General features: G+C 63.4%; 22 protein-coding genes and 1 other RNA gene. 10 read left to right on the forward strand and 13 right to left on the reverse strand.

The annotated features are described in order from the left end of the window. Positions 1-38 precede the first annotated feature (38 nt). From RQH86_RS13795 to RQH86_RS13805, 3 genes are all read left to right on the forward strand, one after another. Positions 39-929 (forward strand): Hsp33 family molecular chaperone HslO, encoded by an 891-nt coding sequence (locus RQH86_RS13795; protein WP_311238687.1) that lies wholly within the window; start codon positions 39-41, stop codon positions 927-929. A 153-nt stretch (positions 930-1,082) separates the two neighbouring features. Beyond that, positions 1,083-1,919 carry a hypothetical protein gene (locus RQH86_RS13800; RefSeq protein WP_055850372.1) on the forward strand — a complete coding sequence of 279 codons (837 nt, stop codon included), beginning with the start codon at positions 1,083-1,085 and terminating at the stop codon, positions 1,917-1,919. 242 nt (positions 1,920-2,161) lie between these two features. After that, positions 2,162-5,065, forward strand: a complete 2,904-nt coding sequence (locus tag RQH86_RS13805; protein ID WP_115528617.1) for a TonB-dependent receptor — start codon at positions 2,162-2,164, stop codon at positions 5,063-5,065. Positions 5,066-5,175: 110 nt separating this feature from the next. On the opposite strand, the gene RQH86_RS13810 is transcribed toward RQH86_RS13805, so the two are convergent. Next, the gene (locus tag RQH86_RS13810; protein ID WP_311238686.1) at positions 5,176-5,784 is read right to left on the reverse strand and encodes a TetR/AcrR family transcriptional regulator; all 609 of its coding nucleotides are present in this window, start codon (positions 5,782-5,784) and stop codon (positions 5,176-5,178) included. A 136-nt stretch (positions 5,785-5,920) separates the two neighbouring features. Here RQH86_RS13810 and RQH86_RS13815 point away from each other — a divergent pair, with 136 nt between their 5' ends. Continuing rightward, complete coding sequence (locus RQH86_RS13815) at positions 5,921-6,844, forward strand: alpha/beta hydrolase (protein WP_311238685.1); 924 nt, start codon at positions 5,921-5,923, stop codon at positions 6,842-6,844. Then, complete coding sequence (locus RQH86_RS13820) at positions 6,841-9,315, forward strand: acyl-CoA dehydrogenase (protein WP_311238684.1); 2,475 nt, start codon at positions 6,841-6,843, stop codon at positions 9,313-9,315. Before RQH86_RS13815 ends, RQH86_RS13820 begins: the two co-directional genes overlap by 4 nt. Positions 9,316-9,553: 238 nt before the next feature. Here RQH86_RS13820 and RQH86_RS13825 read toward each other — a convergent pair whose 3' ends face one another. Both RQH86_RS13825 and RQH86_RS13830 read right to left on the reverse strand, forming a co-directional pair. After that, the gene (locus tag RQH86_RS13825; RefSeq protein WP_311238683.1) at positions 9,554-9,907 is read right to left on the reverse strand and encodes a DUF1304 domain-containing protein; all 354 of its coding nucleotides are present in this window, start codon (positions 9,905-9,907) and stop codon (positions 9,554-9,556) included. Positions 9,908-10,226: 319 nt separating this feature from the next. Then, entirely contained in the window at positions 10,227-11,597 is a 1,371-nt protein-coding gene (locus RQH86_RS13830; RefSeq protein ID WP_311238682.1) for an MFS transporter, read from the reverse strand. Positions 11,598-11,964: 367 nt separating this feature from the next. On the opposite strand from RQH86_RS13830, the gene RQH86_RS13835 reads away from it, so the two are divergent. Further along, positions 11,965-13,308 (forward strand): serine hydrolase domain-containing protein, encoded by a 1,344-nt coding sequence (locus tag RQH86_RS13835; protein WP_311238716.1) that lies wholly within the window; start codon positions 11,965-11,967, stop codon positions 13,306-13,308. Positions 13,309-13,716: 408 nt separating this feature from the next. On the opposite strand, the gene RQH86_RS13840 is transcribed toward RQH86_RS13835, so the two are convergent. Continuing rightward, positions 13,717-13,793, reverse strand: a non-coding RNA gene (locus tag RQH86_RS13840) — sX9 sRNA. A gap of 568 nt (positions 13,794-14,361) precedes the next feature. Between RQH86_RS13840 and RQH86_RS13845 the strand changes: the two genes are divergently transcribed. Then, entirely contained in the window at positions 14,362-14,793 is a 432-nt protein-coding gene (locus tag RQH86_RS13845) for a hypothetical protein (protein ID WP_311238715.1), read from the forward strand. Here RQH86_RS13845 and RQH86_RS13850 read toward each other — a convergent pair. Further along, a complete protein-coding gene (locus tag RQH86_RS13850) occupies positions 14,779-15,369 on the reverse strand; it encodes a hypothetical protein (RefSeq protein ID WP_311238681.1) in 591 nt (196 codons plus the stop codon). The two genes, RQH86_RS13845 and RQH86_RS13850, sit on opposite strands and share 15 nt — an antisense overlap. Before the next feature lie 71 nt (positions 15,370-15,440). On the opposite strand from RQH86_RS13850, the gene RQH86_RS13855 reads away from it, so the two are divergent. After that, on the forward strand, positions 15,441-15,761 hold the full coding sequence (locus RQH86_RS13855; protein WP_311260729.1) for a hypothetical protein: 321 nt from the start codon (positions 15,441-15,443) through the stop codon (positions 15,759-15,761). Positions 15,762-15,795: 34 nt separating this feature from the next. Here RQH86_RS13855 and gcvH read toward each other — a convergent pair whose 3' ends face one another. From gcvH to nudE, 8 genes are all read right to left on the reverse strand, one after another. Continuing rightward, entirely contained in the window at positions 15,796-16,191 is a 396-nt protein-coding gene (gene gcvH / locus RQH86_RS13860) for a glycine cleavage system protein GcvH (RefSeq protein WP_055849316.1), read from the reverse strand. 138 nt (positions 16,192-16,329) lie between these two features. Continuing rightward, entirely contained in the window at positions 16,330-17,439 is a 1,110-nt protein-coding gene (gcvT, locus tag RQH86_RS13865; RefSeq protein WP_311238679.1) for a glycine cleavage system aminomethyltransferase GcvT, read from the reverse strand. A gap of 160 nt (positions 17,440-17,599) precedes the next feature. Continuing rightward, positions 17,600-18,034 (reverse strand): NfeD family protein, encoded by a 435-nt coding sequence (locus RQH86_RS13870; RefSeq protein WP_115528625.1) that lies wholly within the window; start codon positions 18,032-18,034, stop codon positions 17,600-17,602. Positions 18,035-18,037: 3 nt separating this feature from the next. Then, entirely contained in the window at positions 18,038-19,003 is a 966-nt protein-coding gene (locus RQH86_RS13875; protein WP_055850368.1) for an SPFH domain-containing protein, read from the reverse strand. A gap of 156 nt (positions 19,004-19,159) precedes the next feature. Beyond that, positions 19,160-19,495 (reverse strand): YnfA family protein, encoded by a 336-nt coding sequence (locus RQH86_RS13880; protein ID WP_311238678.1) that lies wholly within the window; start codon positions 19,493-19,495, stop codon positions 19,160-19,162. Further along, the gene (gene mazG, locus RQH86_RS13885) at positions 19,492-20,346 is read right to left on the reverse strand and encodes a nucleoside triphosphate pyrophosphohydrolase (protein ID WP_115513571.1); all 855 of its coding nucleotides are present in this window, start codon (positions 20,344-20,346) and stop codon (positions 19,492-19,494) included. Before mazG ends, RQH86_RS13880 begins: the two co-directional genes overlap by 4 nt. A gap of 179 nt (positions 20,347-20,525) precedes the next feature. Further along, the gene (gene cysQ / locus RQH86_RS13890) at positions 20,526-21,326 is read right to left on the reverse strand and encodes a 3'(2'),5'-bisphosphate nucleotidase CysQ (protein WP_104616722.1); all 801 of its coding nucleotides are present in this window, start codon (positions 21,324-21,326) and stop codon (positions 20,526-20,528) included. Next, a complete protein-coding gene (gene nudE / locus RQH86_RS13895) occupies positions 21,323-21,871 on the reverse strand; it encodes an ADP compounds hydrolase NudE (protein ID WP_055849296.1) in 549 nt (182 codons plus the stop codon). Before nudE ends, cysQ begins: the two co-directional genes overlap by 4 nt. 41 nt (positions 21,872-21,912) lie before the next feature. Between nudE and bioA the strand changes: the two genes are divergently transcribed. Both bioA and RQH86_RS13905 read left to right on the forward strand, forming a co-directional pair. Beyond that, the gene (gene bioA / locus RQH86_RS13900) at positions 21,913-23,331 is read left to right on the forward strand and encodes an adenosylmethionine--8-amino-7-oxononanoate transaminase (protein WP_311238677.1); all 1,419 of its coding nucleotides are present in this window, start codon (positions 21,913-21,915) and stop codon (positions 23,329-23,331) included. Further along, positions 23,322-24,056 carry a 16S rRNA (uracil(1498)-N(3))-methyltransferase gene (locus tag RQH86_RS13905; protein WP_311238676.1) on the forward strand — a complete coding sequence of 245 codons (735 nt, stop codon included), beginning with the start codon at positions 23,322-23,324 and terminating at the stop codon, positions 24,054-24,056. Before bioA ends, RQH86_RS13905 begins: the two co-directional genes overlap by 10 nt. The last annotated feature ends 401 nt before the right edge of the window (positions 24,057-24,457 follow it).

A 24,457-nucleotide genomic window follows, 5' to 3' on the forward strand; every position in this document is an offset into this window, starting at 1 on the left:
TTATCCGGCAACCAGCGTCCCTTACGTCCGATGTCTCCATGACCGATCACGATCAGCTTTCCCGTTTCCTGCTGCCTGCCGCCGGCGTGCGCGGTGTCCACGTGCGTCTGACCAAGGCCTGGCACGACGTCCAGGGCGCCGCCGAGTACCCTCCTGCCGCGCGCCAGCTGCTGGGCGAAGCCGCGGTGGCAGCCGCCCTGTTCACCGGCCACACCAAGGTCGACGGGCGTCTCTCGGTGCAGTTGCGCGGCAACGACACCCTGCGCACCCTGTTTGCCGAATGCACGGCCGCAGGCACCTTGCGCGGCATCGTGCAACTGGCCGAGGGTGCCGACGCGCCCACCGACCTGCGTGAGCTGGGCGAGGCCGCCCTGCTGGCGATCACCATCGAAAACCCCGGCCTGGACCCGCGCGAACCGCAGCGCTACCAGAGCCTGGTCGGCATGCAGGCCCCGGATCTGGCCGAAGCCTTCGAAACCTATTTCAAGCAGTCCGAGCAGCTGCCGACCCGCCTGTTGCTGGCCGCTGGCCCGGATCACGCCGCCGGCCTGCTGCTGCAGAAACTGCCTGGCGACGAAGGCGACAACGATGGCTGGACCCGCATCGGCGCCCTGTTCGACACCCTCGGCGCATCCGAGCTGCTGTCGGTGGCCGGCGACGACCTGCTGCACCGCCTGTTCCACGAAGAAGACCCGCAGTTGTTGGGCGGCAAGCCGCTCAGCTTCGGTTGCTCCTGCTCCCGCGAGCGGGTCGCGTCGATGCTGGAATCGCTGGGTGAAGAAGAGGCGCGCGCAGCCGCTGAAGAAACCGGCGAGGTGGAAGTGCGGTGCGAGTTCTGTGGCCGCGAGTATCACTTTCCGTTGACCGAGTTGGCCGTACTTTTCAGCACGGCGCAGCCCTCTCAGCAGGCGCCGGAACGGTTGCAATAGATAGCATCGGCGGTGCGTTCTGGGGAACGTGACCACTTGTTAAATAATCATAAACGCCCTAGCATTCTCACTGCCCGCTCTCGGGAACTTAACAACTGCCCCTAGGGTCTGAACTCTGGTATGCGACACCTTCTGCGCCTTCCGCTCGCTTTGCTGGTTGCCCTTGCGGCAGCCACGGGTGTGCATGCGCAGTCGGCATCCCAGCAGTTGCGCGAGAGCACCATCCTGCCGGTGTGGAACAAGGGCAGCGGCAAGGTGGAAGCGTTTCTGTACCTGGAACCCACCGGCGAGCAGAAGGCTGGCGCGCGCTGGCATTTCGGCCGTAATTCGCTGGATGCTGCGCTTGGCATGACCTCGGGCGATTCCTTAGGCCTGCTCTGCAATAGCAGCCGTGGCACCAACATCAGCGGTCTCGCCAGTCACTGCCTGCTGGCCGGCATCGGCGACGATGAAGAAGACAGCGCCGCCGCGTCGCGTCGCGTCTCCGGCACGCTGGGCTTCAACCGTGGCAGTGGCCGCGTCGGCGTCACCGCAGGTGCCGGTCGCGACACCCTGCCCGCCTGGCTGATCGGCGCCGGTAAGGCACCGTTGACCCGCGTGGAGCAAAATGACCTGACCGTTTTCGGCCAGAAGAACATCGGGCGCGAAGGCTTTGTCTCGATCGGCGGCACCTACGCCCGTGCGCGCCTGGTCCCGCTGGCTGACGTCTCCCCGGCCATCGCCGACCAGTGGGACAGCAAGACGCTCAGCGTGGGCGGCGGCTACGGCGCCTTCAGCGCCAATGTCATCGGCCGCGTCGTCGATGTCCCCGGACAGCCGGAAAAATGGGAAGGTCTGGGCCTTGGCCTGACCTGGCGCACCCCCTGGAGCGGGCAGTTGACAGTCGGCGCGGAGAACGTCATCTCCCGCGGTAAGAACCCGTTTGCTCCCAACAACGAGAGCAACAGCGACGGCACCATTCCTTATGTCAGGTATGAGCAAGACCTGTAAGCCACTGACCTGAAACGAAATTCCAAGAACGCCACCGATCACAAAATCGGTGGCGTTTTTCGTTCAGGAATGCCTGAAACGGTACTTTTTCACGACTTCCTTCTTTTTCGTTAACGGGACTTTAATTCCTGGCGCAACGCATATACCATCGGTTCACCCTGACGTTTTGGATCCGCTACTTCGGAACCCCCGACAGGCAAACAACCCTTGGCAGTACCCAAGATCACTTGGAGAGAGAGCTAATGAATTGCAAGTCCAACAAGCTGCGCGATGCAGTTGTCCTCGCGCTTGTCGTGGGTGTGGGCGGTACTGGTACCGCCATCGCTCAGGAAGCCGGCGGAGCCACCAACCTCGACAAGATCGAAGTCACTGGTTCGCGTATTCGCCAGGTCGACAGTGAAACCGCTCAGCCGGTACTGTTGATCAGCCGCGACCAGATCGAGAAGCAGGGTTTCAAGTCGGTCGCAGACATCCTGCAGAACATTCCTACCGCAGGTTCGCCGGCCATTAGCCGCACGTCGCCTCTGAGCTCTGGCGAAAACGTCGGTGGCTACTACATCGACCTGCGTAATCTGGGCGCAAACCGCACCCTGATATTGGTCGACGGTCACCGACTGGGCATCACCAATGGTGGCTTGCAGGACGTGGCGTCGATTCCCTCTGTCATGGTCGAGCGCATCGAAGTCCTTAAGGACGGTGCGTCGACGATCTATGGTTCGGATGCGATCGCTGGCGTCATCAACATCATCACCCGCAAGGACTTCGAAGGCGCCGAAGCCAACGTCTATATCGGTCAATGGGGCCAAGGTGACGGTCAGCGCGAAGTCTACGACTTCACCATGGGTTTCCGTGGCGATCGTGGTTCGCTGACCGCTGGTGTCGAATACACCAATGAAGATCCGGTATGGGCACGTGATCGCTGGTTTAGCCGCAACCGTTTTCCCACTGGCGAAAAGACTGATCCGCGTCCAGGCGGTCTCTCCGGCACCACGGAATTCGGCCGTTTGGCATATCGCAATGCTACCGGCGGAACATCCACCGCAACGCTACGCCGCGACGTGGCGGGGCTCAACCCCGCAGATTTCTCAAGTTTTCGTCCACTCAACGGGACGGACACCTCCAATCCTGCACTCGCCTCGACCGTTTACAGTGGCATTAAGCGTAAGTCAGCATTTCTTAACGGGCACTTCGACTTCACCGACAATGTGGCATTCGATACCAGCGTCCTCTACACGGACCGCGAATCGTTTGCGCAAAATGCCGGCTACCCGATGCAAAGTGCCGCATTTGATCTGAGCAACGGCGGCCTTTCGGTAGACAGTGTGTTCAACCCTCTGGGCAACCAGGCAAGTGGTGCACTTCCGCCGGGAGTAGCGCCGCAGAATGTTCAGTACGTTCGACGCGGCTGGGAAGTTCCGCGTGAAGTTCAAAACAACCTGACCACCTCGCGGTTTACTGGCAAGTTCAGCGGCAGCTTCAACTTCGGTGAGAAATACTGGGATTGGGAAGCTGGCTTCCTTTACAACCAGAACAAGGGGACCCAGATCAGTACGGGTAACCTCAATACCTTTGCAGTCGGTCAGGCCACTGGTCCTTCTTTCATCAATGCAGATGGTGTTGCCCAATGTGGTAGTGCCGGCGCTTCGATTCCGCTTGGTTCCGGCCCAGGGGCCTGCACACCGTGGAATCCGCTGGTTCCGTTTGGCTATAACGCGCCGAACGGCCTGGGGGACCCAAATGTGCAGGCTTATCTGTATCAGCCGGGTCAAGCGCTATCTGAAACCACCACGAAGAACTACTTCGCAAGCGTGGCTGGCGTTCTCGCGACGCTGCCGGCCGGTGACCTTGGCATGGCGTTAGGCGTCGAGCGCCGCGAAGAAAACGGCTCATTCTCTCCTGACGCGTTAGCACAAACCGGCATCTCAACTGACTTGGCTGCCGGCCCGACACGGGGCGGTTACAACCTCAACGAAATCTATGCCGAATTGCAGGTTCCACTGCTTGCAGATCTTCCGGGCGCGCAAGAATTAAGCGTAACTCTCGCCACCCGTTATTCGGATTACGACACCTTCGGAAATACGACCAACAGCAAGTTCGGATTTAAGTGGAAGCCGATCGAATCGCTGCTCATCCGCGGCACTTGGTCGGAAGGCTTTCGTGCGCCGACGGTTGCAGACCTGTTTGGTGGCCTGTCGCAGAGCTTCGAGAACTACACCGATCCGTGTGACACCTCGTTCGGTCCGGCTGCAGGCAATGCGCGCTGCTCGGCGGATGTGCCGGCGGGGTTCCGTCAGCTCAATGCTTCCGCCATCGCTCCCGCAGACGGCCCCGGCGAACAATCGAACGTGCCCTTCATTTCTGGTAGCACTCCGACTCTGACCCCGGAGACCTCTACCTCCAAGACTCTCGGATTTGTATGGAGCCCGGGCTTCATCACTGGTCTGAATGCCTCGCTGGACTGGTGGAACATTCGGATTGAAAACACGATCGTGGCGGATACGCCGACGGATCTGCTGGACGATTGCTACCTGCGCGGCCTGGAATCTCGTTGCGTCGGATTTACGCGCAATGCGGCAGGTAATATCAGCACACTCTCTTTTGGTTTACGCAACGCGGGTTATGTTGAGACTGAAGGTTTCGACTTTGATCTGAACTACCGTTTTGAAACCCAGTGGGGCAACTTCACAGCAGCGTTGTTGAACACCTATGTGTCCAAGAACGAATTGAAGGCTGATAACACAGTTAATCCTCCGAGCCAGCAGAACGGCTACGGCGGCAACTTCCGCGTACGCTCCAACTTGTCGGTGAATTGGCAGTGGGATGACTGGTCTGTCACCTGGAGCACGCGTTACTTCTCGCGCACCAAGGAACGTTGTTTCTCGGACGACCGCTGCAGCTTGCCGAACTTTAGCGCTCCCGAGTTTCAGGGTTCCATCGTCGGCATGAACGAGCTCGGCTCGAACACGTTCCATGACCTGCAGGTCGCGTATGTCCTGCCTTGGAACGCTACAGTGGCCGTTGGTGCTAACAACATCTTCGAGCATTACTCGGCACCTGCGTATGGCCAGCCCAACTCTGGCTATTCCTATTACGGCGGATACGATATCGGCCGCTTTATGTACATGAAGTACCAGCAGCGCTTCTAATGCAAAAGGATTTCATAGTTTAAAAAACGGCCCCGAAAGGGGCCGTTTTCATATCAATGCGTCGAAGAAAAGCAAACCATCATCGGCCCACCTACCCAGCATTAGCAGCTCTACCCAGGAATCAATGTCTGAATCACATGCTCGACGTAGGATTCGAATTCTTCGCGGGCCTGTTTGGGTTGCTGCAGTTGCAGCGATAACTGCAGGAAGCCGACGTAAGCGGCGTAGGCGAGGCGGGCGCGATGCTGGGCGTCGGTGCGGCTGAGGCCGGCCTGGCGGAACGAGGCGATCAGGTAGTCGAGGCGGCGTTGCGAGACGCGATCGATGACCGGTCTCACGGCCGGGTGGTCGAGTGCCTTGAGCAGTTCGCTGTAGATGACGTGTGGTTTGACTTCGTGGGCGACCAGCTGAAACAGCGCGCGCAGACGGGCGCTGGGATCGGGAACGTCTTCCAGACTGCCGAAGACTTCCTTCTGCTCGAAGATTTCCCAGCGCTCCAGGGCGGCCTGCAACAGGGCGTCGCGCGAGGGGAAATGCCAGTAGAAGCTGCCCTTGGTGACGCCGAGACGACGCGCCAATGGCTCGACAGCGACGGCACCCACGCCTTGTTCGGCGATCAGGTCCAGCGCGGCCTGCGCCCAATCATCCGCGCTGAGGCGATTACCGCGACCGGAACTGGTACGGGGCGTGGTGGGGGTGGATTCGGTGATGTCGTTCATGGCGCGATTTAACCATACGCCTGGGTCAGTTGCAGTATGCATCACAAAAATGACAGACAACTGCCATGATTCAAGGGCTTAACACTCCATACGAGGGAGTATTGACAGCAGGTGTCCTGCATCCATACCATTAGGTATGGTCACATCTCCTTCTACGCTTGCCCCCACTGCGACCATGTCGCGCGTTAGCGCTGGCGACGTGGAGCTGGCCGTGTCGGTACGGGGTGCGCAGCACGCACCAACGGTGCTGCTGGCGCATGGGTTTGGGCAGACGCGGCATGCCTGGGAGGCGACGGCAACCGTGCTGGCGCAGGCCGGTTACCGCGCGCTGTCGTACGACGCACGCGGACATGGCGACTCGGGCTTCAACGAGGCCGATCTGCCCTACTCGCCCACCCAATTCACCGACGACCTGATTGTGTTGGCCGGCGAGCAGCCAGAGCCGCCGGTGCTGGTCGCTGCCTCGATGGGCGGCCTGTTCGGGCTGCTTGCCGAGGCGCGCTGGCCGGGGCTGTTCCGCGCGATCGTGCTGGCCGACATCACGCCGCGTTGGGACACCACAGGCGTGGAGCGCATCCTGCGCTTCATGACCGCGCATCCGGATGGATTTGCCTCGCTGGATGCGGCGGCCGATGCAATTGCCGCGTATCTGCCGCATCGCCCGCGCAAGACTGCACATCAGTTACAGGCATTGCTGCGTCAACGCGCAGATGGCCGTTGGCATTGGCACTGGGACCCGCGCCTGGTCGAAGAACTGGCCGGTCAGGATGCGCAGTTGCAGCAGCACGCCTTGGTGGAAGCCGCAGCGCAGGTGCGTTGCCCGATGTTGTTGATCAGCGGCGGGCGCAGCGATCTGGTCACGCCGGACAACATCACCGAATTCCTGTCGATCGCTCCACATGCGCAGCACGTGCAGCTGGCCGACGCCACGCACATGCTGGCAGGCGACGACAACACCACCTTTACCGCCACCGTGTTGCATTATCTGGACGCACTGCCCTCGGTTGGCACCATTGCAGCGTCCAACATCACCGAGCATGTCACTGGAGCAAGACCATGAGCATCGTTGCACCGTTCCTCCTCGTCATCCTGGCGGCGGGTATCGCTGCCTATCACCGCATGCGCCTTGCCACCTGGGTAGCGATCAGCGCCTGCGTGCTGGTGGCGTGTTGGCTGCTGGGTGCCAATCTCACCGCAACCATCGTCGCCGCCGCACTGGTGGTGCTGGTGTCCGCTCCGGTGCTGTTGCCGTTCCTGCGCAAGCCGCTGCTGACGACGCCGTTGATGGGCTTTTTCCGCAAGGTATTGCCGCCGCTGTCGCAGACCGAGCGCATCGCGTTGGAGACCGGCTCGGTCGGTTTCGAGGGTGAGCTGTTCACCGGCGACCCGGATTGGCAGAAGCTGCTCAACTATCCCAAGCCGCAGTTGACCGCCGAAGAGCAGGCGTTCCTGGATGGCCCGGTGGAAGAGCTGTGCAAGATGGTCAATGACTGGGAAATCACCCACGTCCACGCCGATCTGCCGCCGGAGCTGTGGGACTACATCAAGAAGAACAAGTTCTTCGGCATGATCATTCCCAAACAATACGGTGGGCTGGGTTTCAGCGCGCTGGCGCACCACAAGGTGATTCAGAAGCTGTCGTCGATCTCCAGCGTGGTCAGCTCCACCGTCGGTGTGCCGAACTCGCTCGGCCCAGGTGAGCTGCTGCTGCATTACGGCACCCCGGAACAGAAAGACTATTACCTGCCGCGTCTGGCCGTTGGTGCGGAAGTGCCGTGTTTCGGTCTGACCGGCCCGTTTGCCGGCTCGGATGCGACCTCGATCCCGGACTACGGCATCGTCTGCAAGGGCGAGTGGAATGGCGCCAACGTGCTCGGCGTCAAGCTCACCTTCGACAAGCGTTACATCACCCTGGCACCGGTCGCTTCGCTGATCGGCCTGGCGTTCCGCGCCTATGATCCGGACGGCCTGATCGGCGACAAGAAGGACATCGGTATCACCCTGGCGCTGTTGCCGCGCGAGACCCCGGGAGTGGAAATCGGCCGCCGTCATTTCCCGCTGAACTCCACCTTCCAGAACGGCCCGATCCGTGGCACCGAAGTGTTCATTCCGCTCAGCCAGCTGATCGGCGGCGTGGAGATGGTGGGCAAGGGCTGGAACATGCTCAACGAGTGCCTGGCAGTGGGTCGTTCGATCACCCTGCCCTCCACCGCCAGCGGTGGCGGCAAGTACGCCGCGGTGGTGACCGGTGCGTATGCGCGCATCCGCAAGCAGTTCGGTCTGTCGATCGGCCGCTTCGAGGGCGTGGAAGAAGCGCTCGCGCGGATCGGCGGCAAGGCCTATGCGATCAGTGCGCTGGCACAGGCCACTGCCGCAGCGGTGGACCGTGGCGACGTGCCGTCGGTGCCATCGGCGATCGCCAAGTACCACTGCACCACCATGGGCCGCGAAGTGGTCAGCGACATGATGGATGTGATCGGCGGCAAGGGCATTATTCTGGGGCCGCGCAACTTCGCCGGCCGCGCCTGGCAGGCTGCGCCGATCGGTGTGACCGTGGAAGGCGCCAACATCATGACCCGCAGTCTGCTGATCTTCGGCCAGGGCGCCATCCTGTGCCATCCGTGGGTGATGAAGGAAATGAAGGCGGCGCAGGATCCGGATACGCGCCGCGGTCTGGAAGAGTTCGACCAGAGCCTGTTCGGGCACATCCGCTTCGGCATTTCCAATGCGGTGCGTTCGTTCTGGTTCGGTCTGACCGGTGCGCGTATCGGCGCAGCGCCGGGTGATGCATACACGCGTCGCTTTTTCCGCAAGCTGGATCGCTACTCGGCCAACCTGGCCCTGATGGCCGACGTGTCGATGCTGATGCTGGGCGGCAAGTTGAAGTTCAAGGAGTCGTTGTCGGGTCGGCTGGGCGATGTGCTGAGCCATATCTACATGACCAGCGCGATGCTCAAGCGGTATCACGACGAAGGCGCGCCGGCGGCCGACCAGCCGCTGCTGGCCTGGGCCTTCCACGACAGCGTGCACAAGATCGAGACCTCGCTATCGGCGGCGCTGCGTAACTTCCCGATCCGCCCGGTGGGTTGGCTGATGTGGGTGTTGATCTTCCCGCTGGGCCGTCGTGCCGAAGCGCCGGGCGATCGCCTGGGACACCGTGTGGCATCGATCCTGATGGCCCCGAACGAGGCGCGCGATCGCCTGGCCCAGGGCGTGTTTCTGACCCCGTGCGCCAACAACCCGGGTGGACGCATTTCCAGCTATCTGGCCAAGGCGGTGATGGCCGAGCCGGTGGAACGCAAGTTCCTGAAGGCGCTCAAGACCAAGGGCATCGAATCCCTCGACTTCAGTGCACAGCTCGACGAAGCGGTGGCCGAGGGCGTGCTCACCGTGGACGAGCGCAAGCTGCTGGAAGAGCTGCGCGAGATCATGATGGACACCATCACCGTGGACGACTTCGATCCGCACGAGTTGCGTGCGGCGAGCTTCTACGACAAGCCGCAGGCACAGCAGCCGCGCGAAGCCGCGTAAGGTTCTGGCCGAGGTGATCAGCGACGACGGCGGGCTTTTAGCCCGCCGTCGTTGTTTGCGGGGGCCGCCCATTACCCGGTTACGCTGTGAGCAGATGCGAGCAGCCATGGGCTGCCGACCAGTCAGTCTCAGGTGGCTGTCTTGCAGGCGTGGGCTTGCCCACGAAGCGGCGTGACCGGTGATGCCACATCGCGGGCAAGCCTGCTGACGAGAGGCAAACACCCTGCCAACAGACGCCTCAGTGCGGTAGCCACACCAACCCGAGCGCGATCAACGCGGGCATGGCCTGCACGAAGAAAATGCGGCGGTTGACGCTGTAGGCGCCGTAGCACCCCGCTACCACCACACAGCCCAGGAAGAAGCTCAGCACATCGACCCGTGCCGCCAGCGCGCCCCAGAGCAGACCTGCGGCGAGAAAGCCGTTGTAGAGGCCCTGGTTGGCTGCCAGCACGCGTGTGGCCTGTGCCTTCTCCAATGTGTTGCGGAAGGTCTTCAAGCCCAATGGGTGCGTCCACAGCGCCATCTCCAGCACCAGGATGTAGACATGCAGCAGGCCGACAAGGATGCCGGCGATGATCGCGAACAGGGACATGGCAAGAAAGTCGTGTGGACGTGGCGGCAAGCATAGCCGCGATGCCGCGCCGGCTGTCTGGCAACACGCACAGAGATCGTGCCTTGAACGAGATGACGTCACCAGCGCAGCACTGGCCCACGCGTGATGATCGATGTCGCGTGCTGGTTGTCATCCGCTGGCTGCGGAGTGCGCGCGCAGTCACGGGATAGACACCCCGTACAAGCACTACCACGCGTCAGCACCTGGCCGCCCAACTATGCGCGCGCCATCGCTCCATGGATATCCCGGCAAGGCCGCCATGCGCAGCGACAACACAGCTGCAAGCACGTGACGCGTGTCAGCCCTGCGACTCCGCTGCGCGCCCATCCGCCACACCATCGCGCTCTGCAGGCAAATTGCGTGCTTCGCGCAGCAGGCCAAACGTGCCCAGCGTCATGCCCACTGCCGCCAATAGACCAACCCCGAACACCGCGGTGGAGCCCAAGCCCGATACCAGCTTGTGGATCCACACAAAGCTCAGGTCGCCGCCGCGATAGACCACCGTGTCGATCGCCGCACCGGCCTTGTAGCGCCATTCGCGGCTGACTCGTGTGTACAAGGTTTCGCGCGCCGGCTTGGCCAGTGCAAACTCACTGGAGCGCGTGATCACCTGCACGATGGCGATCATCAGGGGCAATGGCGAGGCTGCCAGTACCGCGTACCCCAAGGTGATGGCCACCCCCGGAATCAGCAGCGCCGGTGCGATGCCGAAGCGCGACAACAGCGCACGCGTCACCAGCAATTGCAGCACCAGTGCGAGCGCGTTGACCGCCAGGTCGATACTGGCGTAGTACGCGGTGCTGGCCGCCGCATCGGTATAGAGCCGCCGCACCAGCGCCGCCTGCTCGTTGTAGAGCAAGGTGCCCACGCCCACGCCGAATAACGTCATCAACGCCAGCCAGCGCAGCAACGGCTCGCGCACGATCAGTTTGAGGCCGCCCAGCACGTCGCCGCCCATCGGCACCTCGCCGGAGTCCAGTTGACGCTCCTGCTCGCGCGCCACCGCCCACAGGCGCAGACGCAGCACACACACCACGCAGACCGTCAGGAACCCGGCCGACACCAGCATCAGGTGCGCAATGCCGATGCGCTCGACCAAGGTGCGAGTGAGGATCGGCCCGAGAAACGCGCCCAGGGTGCCGGCCGCGCCGATATAGCCGTAGTAGTTGCGCGCTTCGGCATTGCTGAAGACGTCGGCCATGAAGCTCCAGAACACCGCCACGGCAAACAGGTTGAAGACCGTGAGCCACAAAAAGAACGCCATCCCGCGCCCTGGCACGCCGCTGTCGAACAGCACGTAGAACAGCAGCAGGGTCGCAATGAAGAACCCGTAGACCAGCGGCAGGAACACGCGCCGCGGATAGCGGCTGACCACCGCGCCGTACACCGGCTGCAGTAGCAGCATGATCAGGAAGGTGCAGGTAAACAGCACCTGCAAGGTGAAGTCCTTGAGCGGCATGCCGTGCGCGGCGAAGAAGCCGATCATGCCGGCCGGAAACAACGCGGCCACATCCGACGATGCACCCATCGCCTCGCGCACCGGACGCAGCACGTAGTAACCGCTGAGCAGGCAGAAGAAATACAGGAACGACCACGCCAGCGGTGGCGAGCTACGCAGCGCAGCGCCCAGACGGCCAGCCGCCGAGCGCGGGGCAAAGGGACGGGTCATGGCGTCAACATCGCCCGTGCGAACGAGCCCGACAACAAGAGCATGGCGGCGGCAGCACCTGACGAAGTAGCGCGCAAGTTAGCCGATGCGGCGCAGCACCACCAGCGGCGGAGGCAGGACGCTGCGACGCGCACGTGGGCTGCCCCGGCACGGCACTTGCAACCTTCTTCGCATGCACCCTGCGTGGCGTCGCCACGGCCCTGAGCAGCCCGATTTCTGAACCCAAATCGTCAATAGGATCAACATGATGCCCATTCATCTTCCGGCAGTTTGTGCTATTGCGAAGCGCGGGGCTAGAATCGCTCCAAGCAGTGGAACAGGCGGGACAACCATGACAGTAATGCGCAGGCGCCGACGGTTCCGTCCGTTGGCCATCGGGCTGCTCGGGGCGTTATTGCCTCTGGCCCTCTCTTCCACGGCACAGACGCCCGCGCCCACCGCTTATGCGCTGCAGCCGGCGACCGTCGCGCAGTCGCCCACCGCCCCGCTTCCATATCGCACCTCGTTGCCGGCCAGCAGCGTGTTGGCGCCGGCCGCCGGCTTCGACGTGGCGGCATTCGAATCGATGGCCGACCAGTTGACCTACGGCAACCGCGTGCCCGGCATGGCGATGGCCATCGTGCAGGGCGGTAAGGTGCTCAGCGCGCGCGGCTATGGCGTCACCGACGTCAATCACCCGCAACCGGTCGATGCGCATACCGTGTTCCGCCTGGCGTCGCTGTCCAAGGCCTTCGCCGGCACCATGGCGGGCCTGCTGGTCAACGATGGCGTGTTGCGTTGGGACAGCAAGGTGGTCGACTACGTGCCCGGCTTCCAGCTGAGCGACAACGTCGCCACCCGGCAGCTCACTGTCGCCGAGGTGCTCAGTCATCGCGTCGGCCTGACCCGCAATGCCTACGACCGCGATATCGAATCCAACGTCGACTATTACTCGCTGAGCCACAAGCTGGCTGCCGCGCCGCTGCGGTGTGCGCCAGGCGATTGCTATGCGTATCAGAACGTGGCCTTCAGTCTGGTCGGCGATGTGGTCTTCGCCGCCTCCGGCAGTTTTTACGAGCAATCGGTGGAGCGCCGCATCTTCAAGCCGCTCGGCATGAACGATGCCAGCATGGGTCTGGCCGGCATCCAGGCCAGTCCGCATTGGGCACGCCCGCACGTGCGCAGCCGCAACGGCTGGGTGTCGCTCACGCCCAAGCCCACTTACTACCGTCTTGCTCCTGCTGCCGGCGTCAATGCCAGCGCCAGCGACATGGCGCAATGGCTGCTTGCACATACCGGCCATCGCACCGACGTGTTGCCTGCGCCGCTGCTGGCGACATTGCACGCGCCACTGATTTCCACGCCGGGTGAAATGCGTTCGGGTTGGCGCCACGAGCGCGTGGACGCGGCCAGCTACGCGCTGGGCTGGCGCGTGTTCGACTATGCGGGCCACCAGGTGGTCTTCCATGCCGGTGCGGTGCAGGGTTACCGCGGCCTGGTCGCGTTGCTGCCCGAGCGCGACGTCGGCATCGCCATCATGTGGAATGGCGAAAGCGGCCTGCCCTCCGGCATGCTGCCGACCATTCTGGACCGCGCCCTCGGTTTGCCGGCCAAGCGGTGGCTGGATATCGATGTGGACGGCGACTTCGGCAGCGAGAACATGCTGGCAGAGAAGGCCGACCCAGCTGGCAAGGGCGCATCGTCCGGCAAGTCGGTGGCATCTCCGCGCTAAGGCGAAGCGCCAGCACCGTAGCGGTGCATGCTGAAACACAGGCGGCCTTGGCCGCCTGTGTTGTTTCTGATCGCTGAGTCTGTGGGTGGTTTGAACGCCCTGGCGCCAGGCGTGTGCTGGGCAGCGTGCTTGGGGCGTGCTTGCCGTGCTCGGCGTGCATTAGACCAACGCTGCAACGCGATACTGCATCTGCGGCACACCGCTGGGCTTGGTTCGTCGCCGCTGCACGTCGTCTTTGCATGTAGAGAGTGGATGCGGTTGCTGGGCAGCGGATCGACGCGAGAGGTGCAGGCGCCTTGATCACGCCTTCTTCGTGCGAAGACGCCGGCTCGCAGGCGCCGTCAGGCTGCCGCACGCGTCATTGCTGGATCCACACCACCCTGCACCACAACGTGCCGGACCAAGAGCGGCTAACAATACGTCGCGAACAGTCGTTGGGTGGGTGTGGACGGCTTACTCAGAACCGGAGTGGACGTGTGGTCCATGCGGCACCGAGCACCGGCCGCGCCCGCCTGGCGGTGAGCACAGTCGTGTTGTTAGCTGCTCTAAATCATCTGGCGGTCGCGTGGTCGGGAGACGGGCGTCGGGCAGTGCGAAGGCGGCGAACTGTCATTGCATCCAGCTGACCAATGGCCCAGGGAATCGGACTGGACAAGTGGTGGCCGAACTATCCCTCCGGAACGCCGATACCGATGCCGATATCGATACGGGTTGGAAGCATCGCCGCCTCAACGCAAGTGCAGCCTTGGGTGATGCATCGGACGCGTCAATGCGTCGCGCAACATTACCTTTTGAGAAGCTCTAGGCGTTGGCGTTGGCGTTGGCGTTGGCGGTTGGCTACAGCTCCGGACCGTGCCACCCCGCGAACCACGCCGCCTCGATGACGGTCGGCATTCGCGCACTGCATCGGACGTGGTCACGGAGCCGCGCAATAAAAAAGCTCCCTCCCCGCTGGGCGTCGGGGAGAGAGCTCGATGTTTACGGCGATCGGGTGTTGCAGATCAGATCAGCGGTGCCGGAGTTGCGGGCAGCGCGACCGGAGCGGCCTTCTTCTTGCGAGCGGCCGGCTTCTTCTTGGCGACCTTCTTCACAGCAGGCTTCTTGGTAGCAGCCTTCTTGGTGGCGGACTTCTTGGTCGCCTTCTTCGCGACTGCCTTTTTGGCAGTTTTCTTCACTACTTTCTTGGCGGCCTTCTTGACGGCCTTTTTGGCGGCAGTCTTCTTGGTCGCCTTCTTTGCGGTCTTCTTCACTGCCTTCTTGGCGGCAGTCTTCTTGGTTGCCTTCTTGGCAGTCTTCTTCACTGCTTTCTTGGCGGTTGCCTTCTTGGCAGTCTTTTTGACGGCCTTCTTGGCAGCAGTCTTCTTCACTGCTTTCTTGGCAGTTGCCTTCTTAGCGACCTTCTTGGTCGCCTTCTTGGCGGCGGTCTTCTTCACTGCCTTTTTGGCGGTGGGTTTCTTTTTCGCAGCTTTTTTAGTGGCCATGTAATTGGCTCCTCGTCAGTGAACTATGGAGGTGAAACGCCCAGTTGAACCAAACCCCGCGTCGGCATGCCGTCGTCGGGTACCGTCCGCAGGTAATGCGCGACGGGACGGATACAGAAACACCCGCATCGAACGGCGACACGGGTGCGTAGTCGAAACGACAACTGCTTTTTTGGAGAGAAGCGGACCCGACTCCACCATTGAGTGTGCTTCGGTGGACGTCTTGAACAAGCGTGTCGGCTCGATGTCGATTCTGCTCACTCTCTTTCGCAGCAATGTCTGCTGGGCGAAACCTAATCACGCTTTTTTTTACTGTCAACACTCTTTTGCATTTTTTTTTCAGTCGACCATCGCCACGTTCGCCATCGACGTCCGGCAAATGCACCGCGCGCGGCAAGCTGGATGGGTTGGAAGCGCGCGCCCACGCAACAGTGTTAGCGAAAAAGCACTTCTTTTCCGCTGTTTTCTTCAAGCGCTCTAAATCCGCACGATGCAGGGCGCGGTAACGCTGCGACGATGTGCTGCGCGTTGCGGCATCGCTTGCCGCCTGTCCGCCAGCTGAAAATTTTTTATCCGACAACTCCGCTTCGGACGTCGTACGAGCAGAAATGCGCAAACTTATTGCGCCGTTCGATCGCCATGCAGGTGCGCTTGCGCATCGCCGACAGCGTGTTGCGCAACGTCGATCGGTCATCGATGCATGTTGCGAGCGTCGAATTTTTTTTCACCGAGTACACCCCAGACCCTCACGAGCGACTCACGTCAGAAATCCGGCGCACCGGGATGCAGGCGGTTGTGCGGCGACAGATCGCGCATGGATGCCTCCACGCGCATCGCGTCAGCGCATCGCCAACCGCCCTTCAAGCCTGCGAGTGTCAGCACCGTGCAGGTGGCTGCCCAACCGCCCCCTCGATCTCGATCTCGAACGCACACCGCACGGCGGCGACGCGCCAAAAAAAATGGCCGCTCTGAGAGCGGCCATCGGTGCGCAGCAGGGAAGACGGACTCAGTGGTCGTCGTCTTCGAGCAGCTCGGCGTAGTCGTCGGGCGACAGTAGATCGTTGAGCTGCTCCTTGTCGTCGAGTTCGACAACGAAGATCCAGCCCTCGCCATAGGCGTCTTCGTTGATGGTTTCCGGCTTGTCGCTCAGCGCGCCGTTGACCTCGACCACGGTGCCGCTGACCGGGCTATAGACATCGGATGCGGCCTTGACCGACTCGACCACCGCTGCGCCGTTGCCGACCTGCACGGTGTCGCCGACGCTCGGCAGCTCGACGTAGACCAGGTCGCCCAGCAAGCCCTGCGCGTGGTCGGAAATACCGACGGTCACGCGGCCGCTGCTTTCGACACGGGCCCACTCGTGGGATTTGAGGAACTTGAGGTCGCCAGGAATCTCGCTCATGGGTGTGCTCCGGGGAAACTGGGGTTGGGGACAGGTGGTTAGTTTAGACCGCGCGACAAGACAGGTGCACGCATGTCGGTATGGCTGGGTTGCATGCGGTGACAGGAGGCCGGCCGACGGCGACCGGCGTCATGCGACTCAGTCACCAAGAACGCCGGGCTGCGCCTGACCGTCGCGCACGAACGGAAACTTCACCGCGCGCAACGGGACCTGCTTGCCGCGAATGTCCACGCGCAGGTCGTCGATGCTGCCGGCCGGCACGCGTGCGAATGCGATCGCCTTGCCGAGCGTCGGCGAGAAGGTGCCGGACAGGATCTCGCCTTCGCCGCTGACGGTGAACACGCTCTGGCCGTGGCGCAGCACGCCCTTCTCATCCATCACCACGCCGATCAGCTGACGCGGCGCGCCCTGCGCCTTTTGCGTTTCGAGCACGGCGCGACCGATGAAGTCGCGGCCTTCGTCCAGGGTGATCGTCCACGCCAACGCAGCCTCATAAGGAGTGACCGCGTCGTCCATGTCCTGCCCATAGAGATTCATGCCCGCTTCCAGACGCAAGGTATCGCGCGCACCCAGACCGGCCGGCTTGACGCCCTGCGCGAGCAACGCATTCCAGAACGCGACCGCCGCGTCCTGCGGCAACACGATTTCGAAACCGTCTTCGCCGGTGTAGCCGGTGCGCGCAACAAACAGGTCGATGCCATCGCGCGAGCGCGTCTGCAGTGCGGCGAAACGGCCGAGCTTGCTCGCTGCCGTGGCGTCGGCCGGATCGACCAGTTCGATGACCTTGGCGCGTGCGTTGGGGCCCTGCACGGCGATCATCGCGAAGTCGCCGCGCTCTTCCACGCGTACCTCGAAGCGTGCGGCCTGTTCGCCGATCCACTGCAGATCCTTTTCGCGGGTGGCGGCGTTGACTACCAGACGGAAAAAATCTTCGGTCATGAAATAGACGATGAGGTCGTCGATCACCCCGCCCTGCGGATTGAGCATGCAGGTGTACAGCGCCTTGCCGGACACCTTGAGCTTGTCCACCGAGTTGGCGAGCAGGTAGCGCAGGAACTCGCGCACGCGTGCGCCGTGCAGATCGACCACGGTCATGTGACTGACGTCGAACATGCCGGCGTCGCGACGCACCTGATGGTGTTCGTCCAGCTGCGAGCCGTAGTGGATCGGCATGTCCCAACCGCCGAAGTCGACCATCTTGGCGCCGAGCGCGCGATGGGTGTCGTTGAGGATGGTCTTCTGGGTCATGGGCGCCGGTCCAAGGGAAAGATGCCCATTATCGCTGCCTGGCCATGCTTGCGGGTAACCGCGTCACTGCGCAAACGCAGCACCGGCCCAACCGTGCAATTGGGCACAAGCACGCCGCACTGCAGCAATGTGCGGCCGGGCTGCTCGCCTTGCTTGTCGATCAGCTGGTGGCTTGCACCTGCAAGGTCATGCCATCGACGCCGACGATGCGCACCGGCGCGCCGGCGGGCAGATCCGGACCACTGACCACCCAGAACGCATCGTCGACCTTGGCGCGACCGCGGCCATCGTGGATGGCTTGATCGAGCAGCACACGACGGCCGATCAATTGCTCGGCACGTTTGTTGAGCAAGGGGCGATCGCTCTGCCGCCCCTTGCCGCGGAACCAGGTGCGATAGACCTGCACCGACACAAAGCTGAGCACGACGAACGCCACAATCTGCACCAGCAGCGACATGCCCGGCAGCGCCAGCACGAGCACGCAGACGGCGGCGGCGGCAATCCCCATCCACAGCAGAAACGCGCCGGGCACCAGCGTCTCTGCGGCGATCAACAGCAGCGCCAGCACCGCCCAGATCACAACGTCCCAGCGCATGGCTCAGCCTCCCGCGCGCGGCGGCATCGGCGGCATGCGTACGGCTGGCGCGTCGGGCTTGCCCATCGCTTCCTTGGCCAGCTCGGCGATACCGGCGAGCGAGCCGATGATGCCGCTGGATTCCATCGGCATCAGCACGAACTTCTGGTTGGGCGCGGTGGCCAGTGCCTTGAACGCCTCCACATACTTTTGTGCGACGAAGTAATTGATTGCCTGCACGCTGCCGTTGGCGATCGCATCGGACACCACCTGGGTGGCGCGGGCTTCGGCCTCGGCCAGACGCTCGCGGGCCTCGGCGTCGCGGAAGGCGGCTTCCTTGCGGCCTTCGGCTTCGAGCACGGCCGCCTGCTTCTCGCCCTCGGCGCGCAGGATCTCCGATTGACGCGAGCCTTCGGCTTCCAGGATCTGCGCGCGCTTTTCGCGCTCGGCCTTCATCTGCCGCGCCATCGAATCGATCAGATCGCGTGGCGGCTGGATATCGCGAATTTCGATTCGCGTGACCTTGATGCCCCATGGGTTGGTGGCCTGGTCCACCACGCTCAGCAACTGCGCATTGATGGTTTCGCGCTGGCTCAGCGATTCGTCCAGATCCATCGAACCGATCACGGTACGGATATTGGTTTGCACCAGCGCGATGCTGGCGATCTCCAGATTGGAGACTTCATAGGCGGCCTTGGCGGCATCCAGCACCTGGAAGAACACCACACCGTCCACGCGTACCACCGCGTTGTCCTTGGTGATGACGTCCTGGCTGGGCACGTCCAGCACCTGTTCCATCATGTTGATCTTGCGGCCCACGCCATAGACCACCGGCACCAGAAAGTGCAGACCCGGACTCAGGGTGTGGGTGTAGCGGCCGAAGCGCTCCACCGTCCACTGAAATCCCTGCGGCACCATACGCACGGTCTTGAACAACACGATGACGCCAGCGACCAGAACGGCCATGGCCAAAAACGAAGTCGGAAACATGTGCATCCCCTTGCATATGACGAGTCAATCCTTGCAGCAGTATGCACCCGCGCTGCCCGTCGCCGGCTTGGGGATGCAGTGCAGGAATGCGCTCGCGACCATTACCGCGTCGGGCAGCAAGCGCCTCGGCGTGCGCGGATCACACGACCGCCAGGCTCAGACGTTGCGCGGCGCGAACATGATGACGGCCATGCCGAGCAGACAGCAGGCGGCGCCGAGCAGGTCCCATCGCGTCGGAGTGATGCGGTCCACCCACCACAACCACAGCAAGGCACTGGCGATATAGACCCCGCCATAGGCGGCATACACGCGTCCGCTGGCAGCCGGATGCAGACTCAACAGCCACACGAAGATTGCAAGGCTCAGCGCGCTGGGCAGCAGCAGCCACACGCTGCCGCCTTTGCGTAGCCATAGATAAGGAAGGTAGCAGCCGACCAGTTCGGCCATGGCGGTGGCGACGAACAGCAACAGTGTGGTCAGCGCGGCGCTCATGCGCCGGGCACGGCGCCGGCATCCGGCACCGCAGCGGCGGATTCGTCGCGCTTGACCTGTTGCCACAGCGCTTCCTGCGCGCCCAGCGACAACCCATCCAGCGTGGTGCCCTGCGCGTGTGCCTGCGCTTCCATCGCACGGAAGCGCCGTTCGAATTTCAGATTGGCATGCCGGAGCGCGGCACCCACATCGACCTTGGCGTGTCGCGCGAGATTGGCGCAGACGAACAGCACATCGCCCAGTTCGTCTTCGAGGCGCGCCTGATTGTCGGCCACCGGGCCGCGGGCGAATTCCACCCGCAGCTCCTCGATTTCTTCCTGCAGTTTTTCCAGCACCGGCGCCGGGCCGGGCCAATCGAAGCCCACCCGCGCCGCGCGCGACTGCAACTTGGTGGAACGCTGCCACTCGGGCAGTCCGCGCGCGATGCCGGCCAGCGCAGAGTCGTCCTGGTGTCCTGCGGCACGGCGTTCTTCGCGCTTGATCTGGTCCCAGTTGGCGCTCACCGCCTGCGCATCGTCCGCGGTTTGCGCCGCGAACACATGCGGGTGCCGGCGCACCAGCTTGTCGCTGAGTGTGGCGACCACGTCGGCAAAGTCGAACGCGCCCTGTTCGGACGCCATCTGCGCATGGAAGACCACCTGCAGCAGTAGGTCGCCCAACTCGTCGCGCAGCCCGGGCAGGTCGTTGCGATCGATCGCGTCGGCGACCTCGTAGGCTTCTTCGATGGTGTACGGCGCGATGGTGGCGAAGCTCTGCTCCACATCCCAGGGGCAACCGTGCTCACGGTCGCGCAGGCGCGCCATCAACTGCAGCAGGCGGTGGATATCGCCGGTGGGCGGAGTCTGGAGCATGGTGTATTCCTGGAGCGATGTTGGAAGGCGCATCCGCGGCGAGAGCGCTGACGCAGTGCGGCATTGCGCATGGCAGCAACCACCGCACGCGATGCCGCCGCAGTGTACCGGTCAGCCAATCAGGACCTTGCGCATCCGCGTTGCCTGGCGTGCGACACGCGCACGGCAGGCGGGCATGCTCAGGCCAGCCAATCGCGCCAAGGCAGACTGGGATCGCCCAGCGCGATGAAGTCGCCATTGAGCAAGGTGTCGCGGCGGTTGTAGCGGAACGGCTTGCCGGAACCGCCAGCCAGCAGCACACCGCCGGCGGCGTGCAACACGCATTGGCCGGCCGCGGTGTCCCATTCGGAGGTGGGGCCGAAGCGCGGATAGACATCCAGGTCGCCTTCAGCGATGCGGCAGAACTTCAACGACGAGCCTTGCGCCACCACGTCGATCTCCCCCATGCGCTCCAGCGCGGCCGCAGTGCGCGCGTCGCGATGCGAGCGGCTGGCAGCGACCCGCAAGGGTGTGGCGGCCGGTGTGCGGGTGTGCAGCATCTCGTCGCGGTCGCCGTCGCGGCGGAACGCGTTCTCGCCGCGTGCGGCGTACCAGACCCGGCCATCGACCGGTGCCTGCACCACACCCAACACCGGCGCGCCCATGTGGATGAGGGCGATGTTGACGCTGAACTCGCCGTTGCGTTTGACGAACTCGCGGGTGCCATCCAGCGGATCGACCAGCCAGTAGCTGGTCCAGTACTGCCGCTCTTCCCAGGCCACGTGCGCGGATTCTTCCGACAGCACCGGCACGTCGGGCGTGACCCGACGCAGGCCATCGACGATGACGCGATTGGCAGCCAGGTCGGCCTGGGTCAACGGACTGGCGTCGTCCTTGATCTCGACCGCGAAGTCCTGCGCGTACACCTGCATGATGGCCTCACCCGCTTCGCGGGCAATAGCGATCACGGTTTCGCGCAGCTCCATCGGGATACGGATCATGGGTTGCGCTCCAGCCACTCGCGCGCAATGAACAGGGCGGCCAGCGAGCGGCCTTCGGAGAAATCGTCGCGCAGCATCAATTCGTCCAGACGAGCGATCGGCCAGGGCACCACTTCCATCTCTTCCGGCTCATCGCCGACCAGGCGCTCGGGGTAGAGGTCGCGCGCCAGCACCAACCAGGATTGGTGACTCATATAAGTAGGAGCGAGCGTCATCGCGCGCAGCACCTGAACCTGGCGCGCGCCGTAGCCGGCCTCTTCCTTGAGCTCGCGGTCGGCCGCCTGCTCCGGCGTCTCGCCGGCATCGATGCGCCCCTTGACCAGACCCAGCTCGTAGCGGTGCACGCCGGCGGCGTACTCGCGCACCAGCAGCACGGTGGTCGCATCGAGCATCGGCACCACGACCACGGCACCGTGACCCTGGCTGAGTTGCCGTTCGTAGAGACGGCGCTGCCCGTTGGAAAACTCCAGATCCAGTTGCTGGCGACGGAACGGCCCGTCGCCCAGATCGGTGATCTTGTGGATGGTCGGCAGACGCGGGCTCATGCGTGGCACGCAGCCGCGGAGCGGACCGATAGAATAGGCAGATGCATCGACATGTTCATGAGCCCGAAATCCTAGCAGACCCTGCAGCCTCCGAAGCTGCCGAACATTGGCGGCAACGCGATCTTGCGGTGCTGTGGCACCCGTGCACACAGATGCGCGAGCATCCACACACGCTTCCGCTGGTCCCCATCGCCGGTGGCCAGGGTGCGTGGCTGATCGGTCACGATGGCCGTCGCTATCTGGACGCGGTCAGCAGCTGGTGGACCAACCTGTTCGGCCATGCCGAGCCGCGTATCGGCGCGGCCATCGCGCAGCAGGCCGGCACACTGGAGCAGGTGATGCTGGCCGGCTTCACCCACGCGCCGGCAGTGCAGCTGGCCGAGCGCCTGCTGGCGATTGCGCCGCGCCAGCCCGACCGCGCACCGCTGTCCAAGGTGTTCTATGCCGACAACGGCTCGGCCGGCGTCGAAGTGGCCTTGAAAATGGCCTTCCATTATTTCCACAACCGTGGCGAGCATCGCCGCACGCGTTTCATCGCATTGGAAAACGGGTATCACGGCGAAACCATCGGCGCACTGTCGGTCGGCGACATCCCGTTGTATCGGCGCGTGTATGCACCGCTGTTGTTGCAATCGCTGTTTGCACCGTCGCCCGACGCCTACCTGGCCAAGCCGGGCCAGAGCGCGGAAGACTACGCACTGCAGGCGGCCGATGCGCTGCAGGTACTGTTCGAACAGTCACCGGGCGAAATTTGCGCGTTGATTCTGGAACCACGTGTGCAATGCGCCGGCGGTATGCGCATGTATCACCCGGCGTATTTGCGCCGTGCGCGCGCATTGTGCGATGCGCATGGCGTGTTCCTGATCGCCGACGAGATCGCCACCGGCTTCGGACGCACCGGCACCCTGTTCGCCTGCGAACAGGCCGGCGTGATGCCCGATCTGCTGTGCCTGTCCAAGGGATTGACTGGCGGCTTCCTGCCGCTGTCGGCGGTGCTGGCCACGCAGCAGTTGTACGACGCGTTTCTGGACGATTCGCGCGAGCGCGCGTTTCTGCATTCGCATAGCTATACCGGCAACCCACTGGCGTGCGCGGCGGCATTGGCGACGTTGCAGATCTTCGCAGACGACGACGTGATTGCGCGTAACCAGCACACCGCCGCGCGCATGAGCGCCCTCGCTGCGCAGATCGGCGAGCACAGCGCGGTGGCGGACGTGCGCCAGGCCGGCATGATCGTGGCCTTCGAGTTGACTAAGGGCGGCGACAAACGTACCCCATTCCCCGCCGCAGCACGGGTTGGATTGAAGGCGTATCGCGCGGCGCTGGAACGCGGCGTGGTGCTGCGCCCGCTGGGCGACGTGCTGTACTGGATGCCGCCGTATTGTGTGGATGAGGCGCAATTGGCCTTGCTTGCCGCAACCACCCGTCACGCCATCGACGAGGCCGTCGCATGCGCCTGACCCGGTCCCATGTTGCATTGCCGCTGCAGTGCGACCAGGAAGTGGCCCTCCCCGAAGAGTCCGCCAATCATCTGCTGCGCGTGTTGCGCTTGCGCGAGGGCGATGCCTGCATCCTGTTCAATGGCGATGGCAGCGACTACCACGCGCGCATCACCGTGGCTGGCAAGCGCGAAGCGCGTGCGCTGGTCGAGCGTGCGGAAGCGCTGTCCAACGAATCGCCCTTACGCATCACGCTGCTCCAGGGCATCGCGCGCGGCGAAAAAATGGACCTGATCCTGCAGAAAGCCACCGAGTTGGGCGTGGCCGCCATCGTGCCGGTCAACGCCGAGCGCACCGAGGTCAAGCTCGATGCAGCGCGCATGGAAAAACGCATCGCGCATTGGCGCAGTGTGGTGGTGTCGGCCTGCGAACAATCCGGCCGCGCACGCGTGCCGACCGTCGCCGCGCCACAGGGCTTGCAAGAGGCCGCGCAGGCCAGCGACCCGCAGGCGCGACGGCTGACCCTGGACCCGCAGGGCGAGCATCGCCTGTCCACCCTGAGTGCCGATGTCGAGCAGGGGCTTATCGTGGCGATCGGGCCGGAAGGCGGCTGGTCGCCACGCGACCGCGCCACGCTCGCCGCTGCCGGTTTCACCGGCCTGCAATTAGGTCCACGCATCCTGCGCACCGAGACCGCCGGCCTGGCCGCCATCGCCGCGTTGCAGGCGCGGTTCGGGGACCTGTAGGTTCGAGGACGTGCAGGACATCGCGGCTGCTGACGCGGAGTGCGGGTAGTGTCGCGCCTCGTGTGACCGAACGATTGGCGATCCCCCACGGTGGCGGGCAACCCACGTGGGAGCGCACCTGGGCGCGAGAAGCCTTACCGGTAAAGCCCCGTCGCGCCCAGGTGCGCTCCTACGGAATGCGGCGATGCGATTGCCGGTAGGCCCGATACAGCACGAGTGGAATTACTGCAAAGACGCACGACGCCCGACCAATGCGTAGGAGCGCACCAGGGCGCGAGAAGCGTTATCGGTAACGCCCTATCGCGCCCAGGTGCGCTCCTACGGGGTGTGGCGATGCGATTGCCGATAGGCCCGATACAGCACGAGTGAAATTACTGCAAAGACGCACGACGCCCGACCAA

Source organism: Xanthomonas sp. WCS2018Noco2-27 (assembly GCF_031843525.1).
In the GTDB taxonomy this organism is placed as follows: domain Bacteria; phylum Pseudomonadota; class Gammaproteobacteria; order Xanthomonadales; family Xanthomonadaceae; genus Xanthomonas.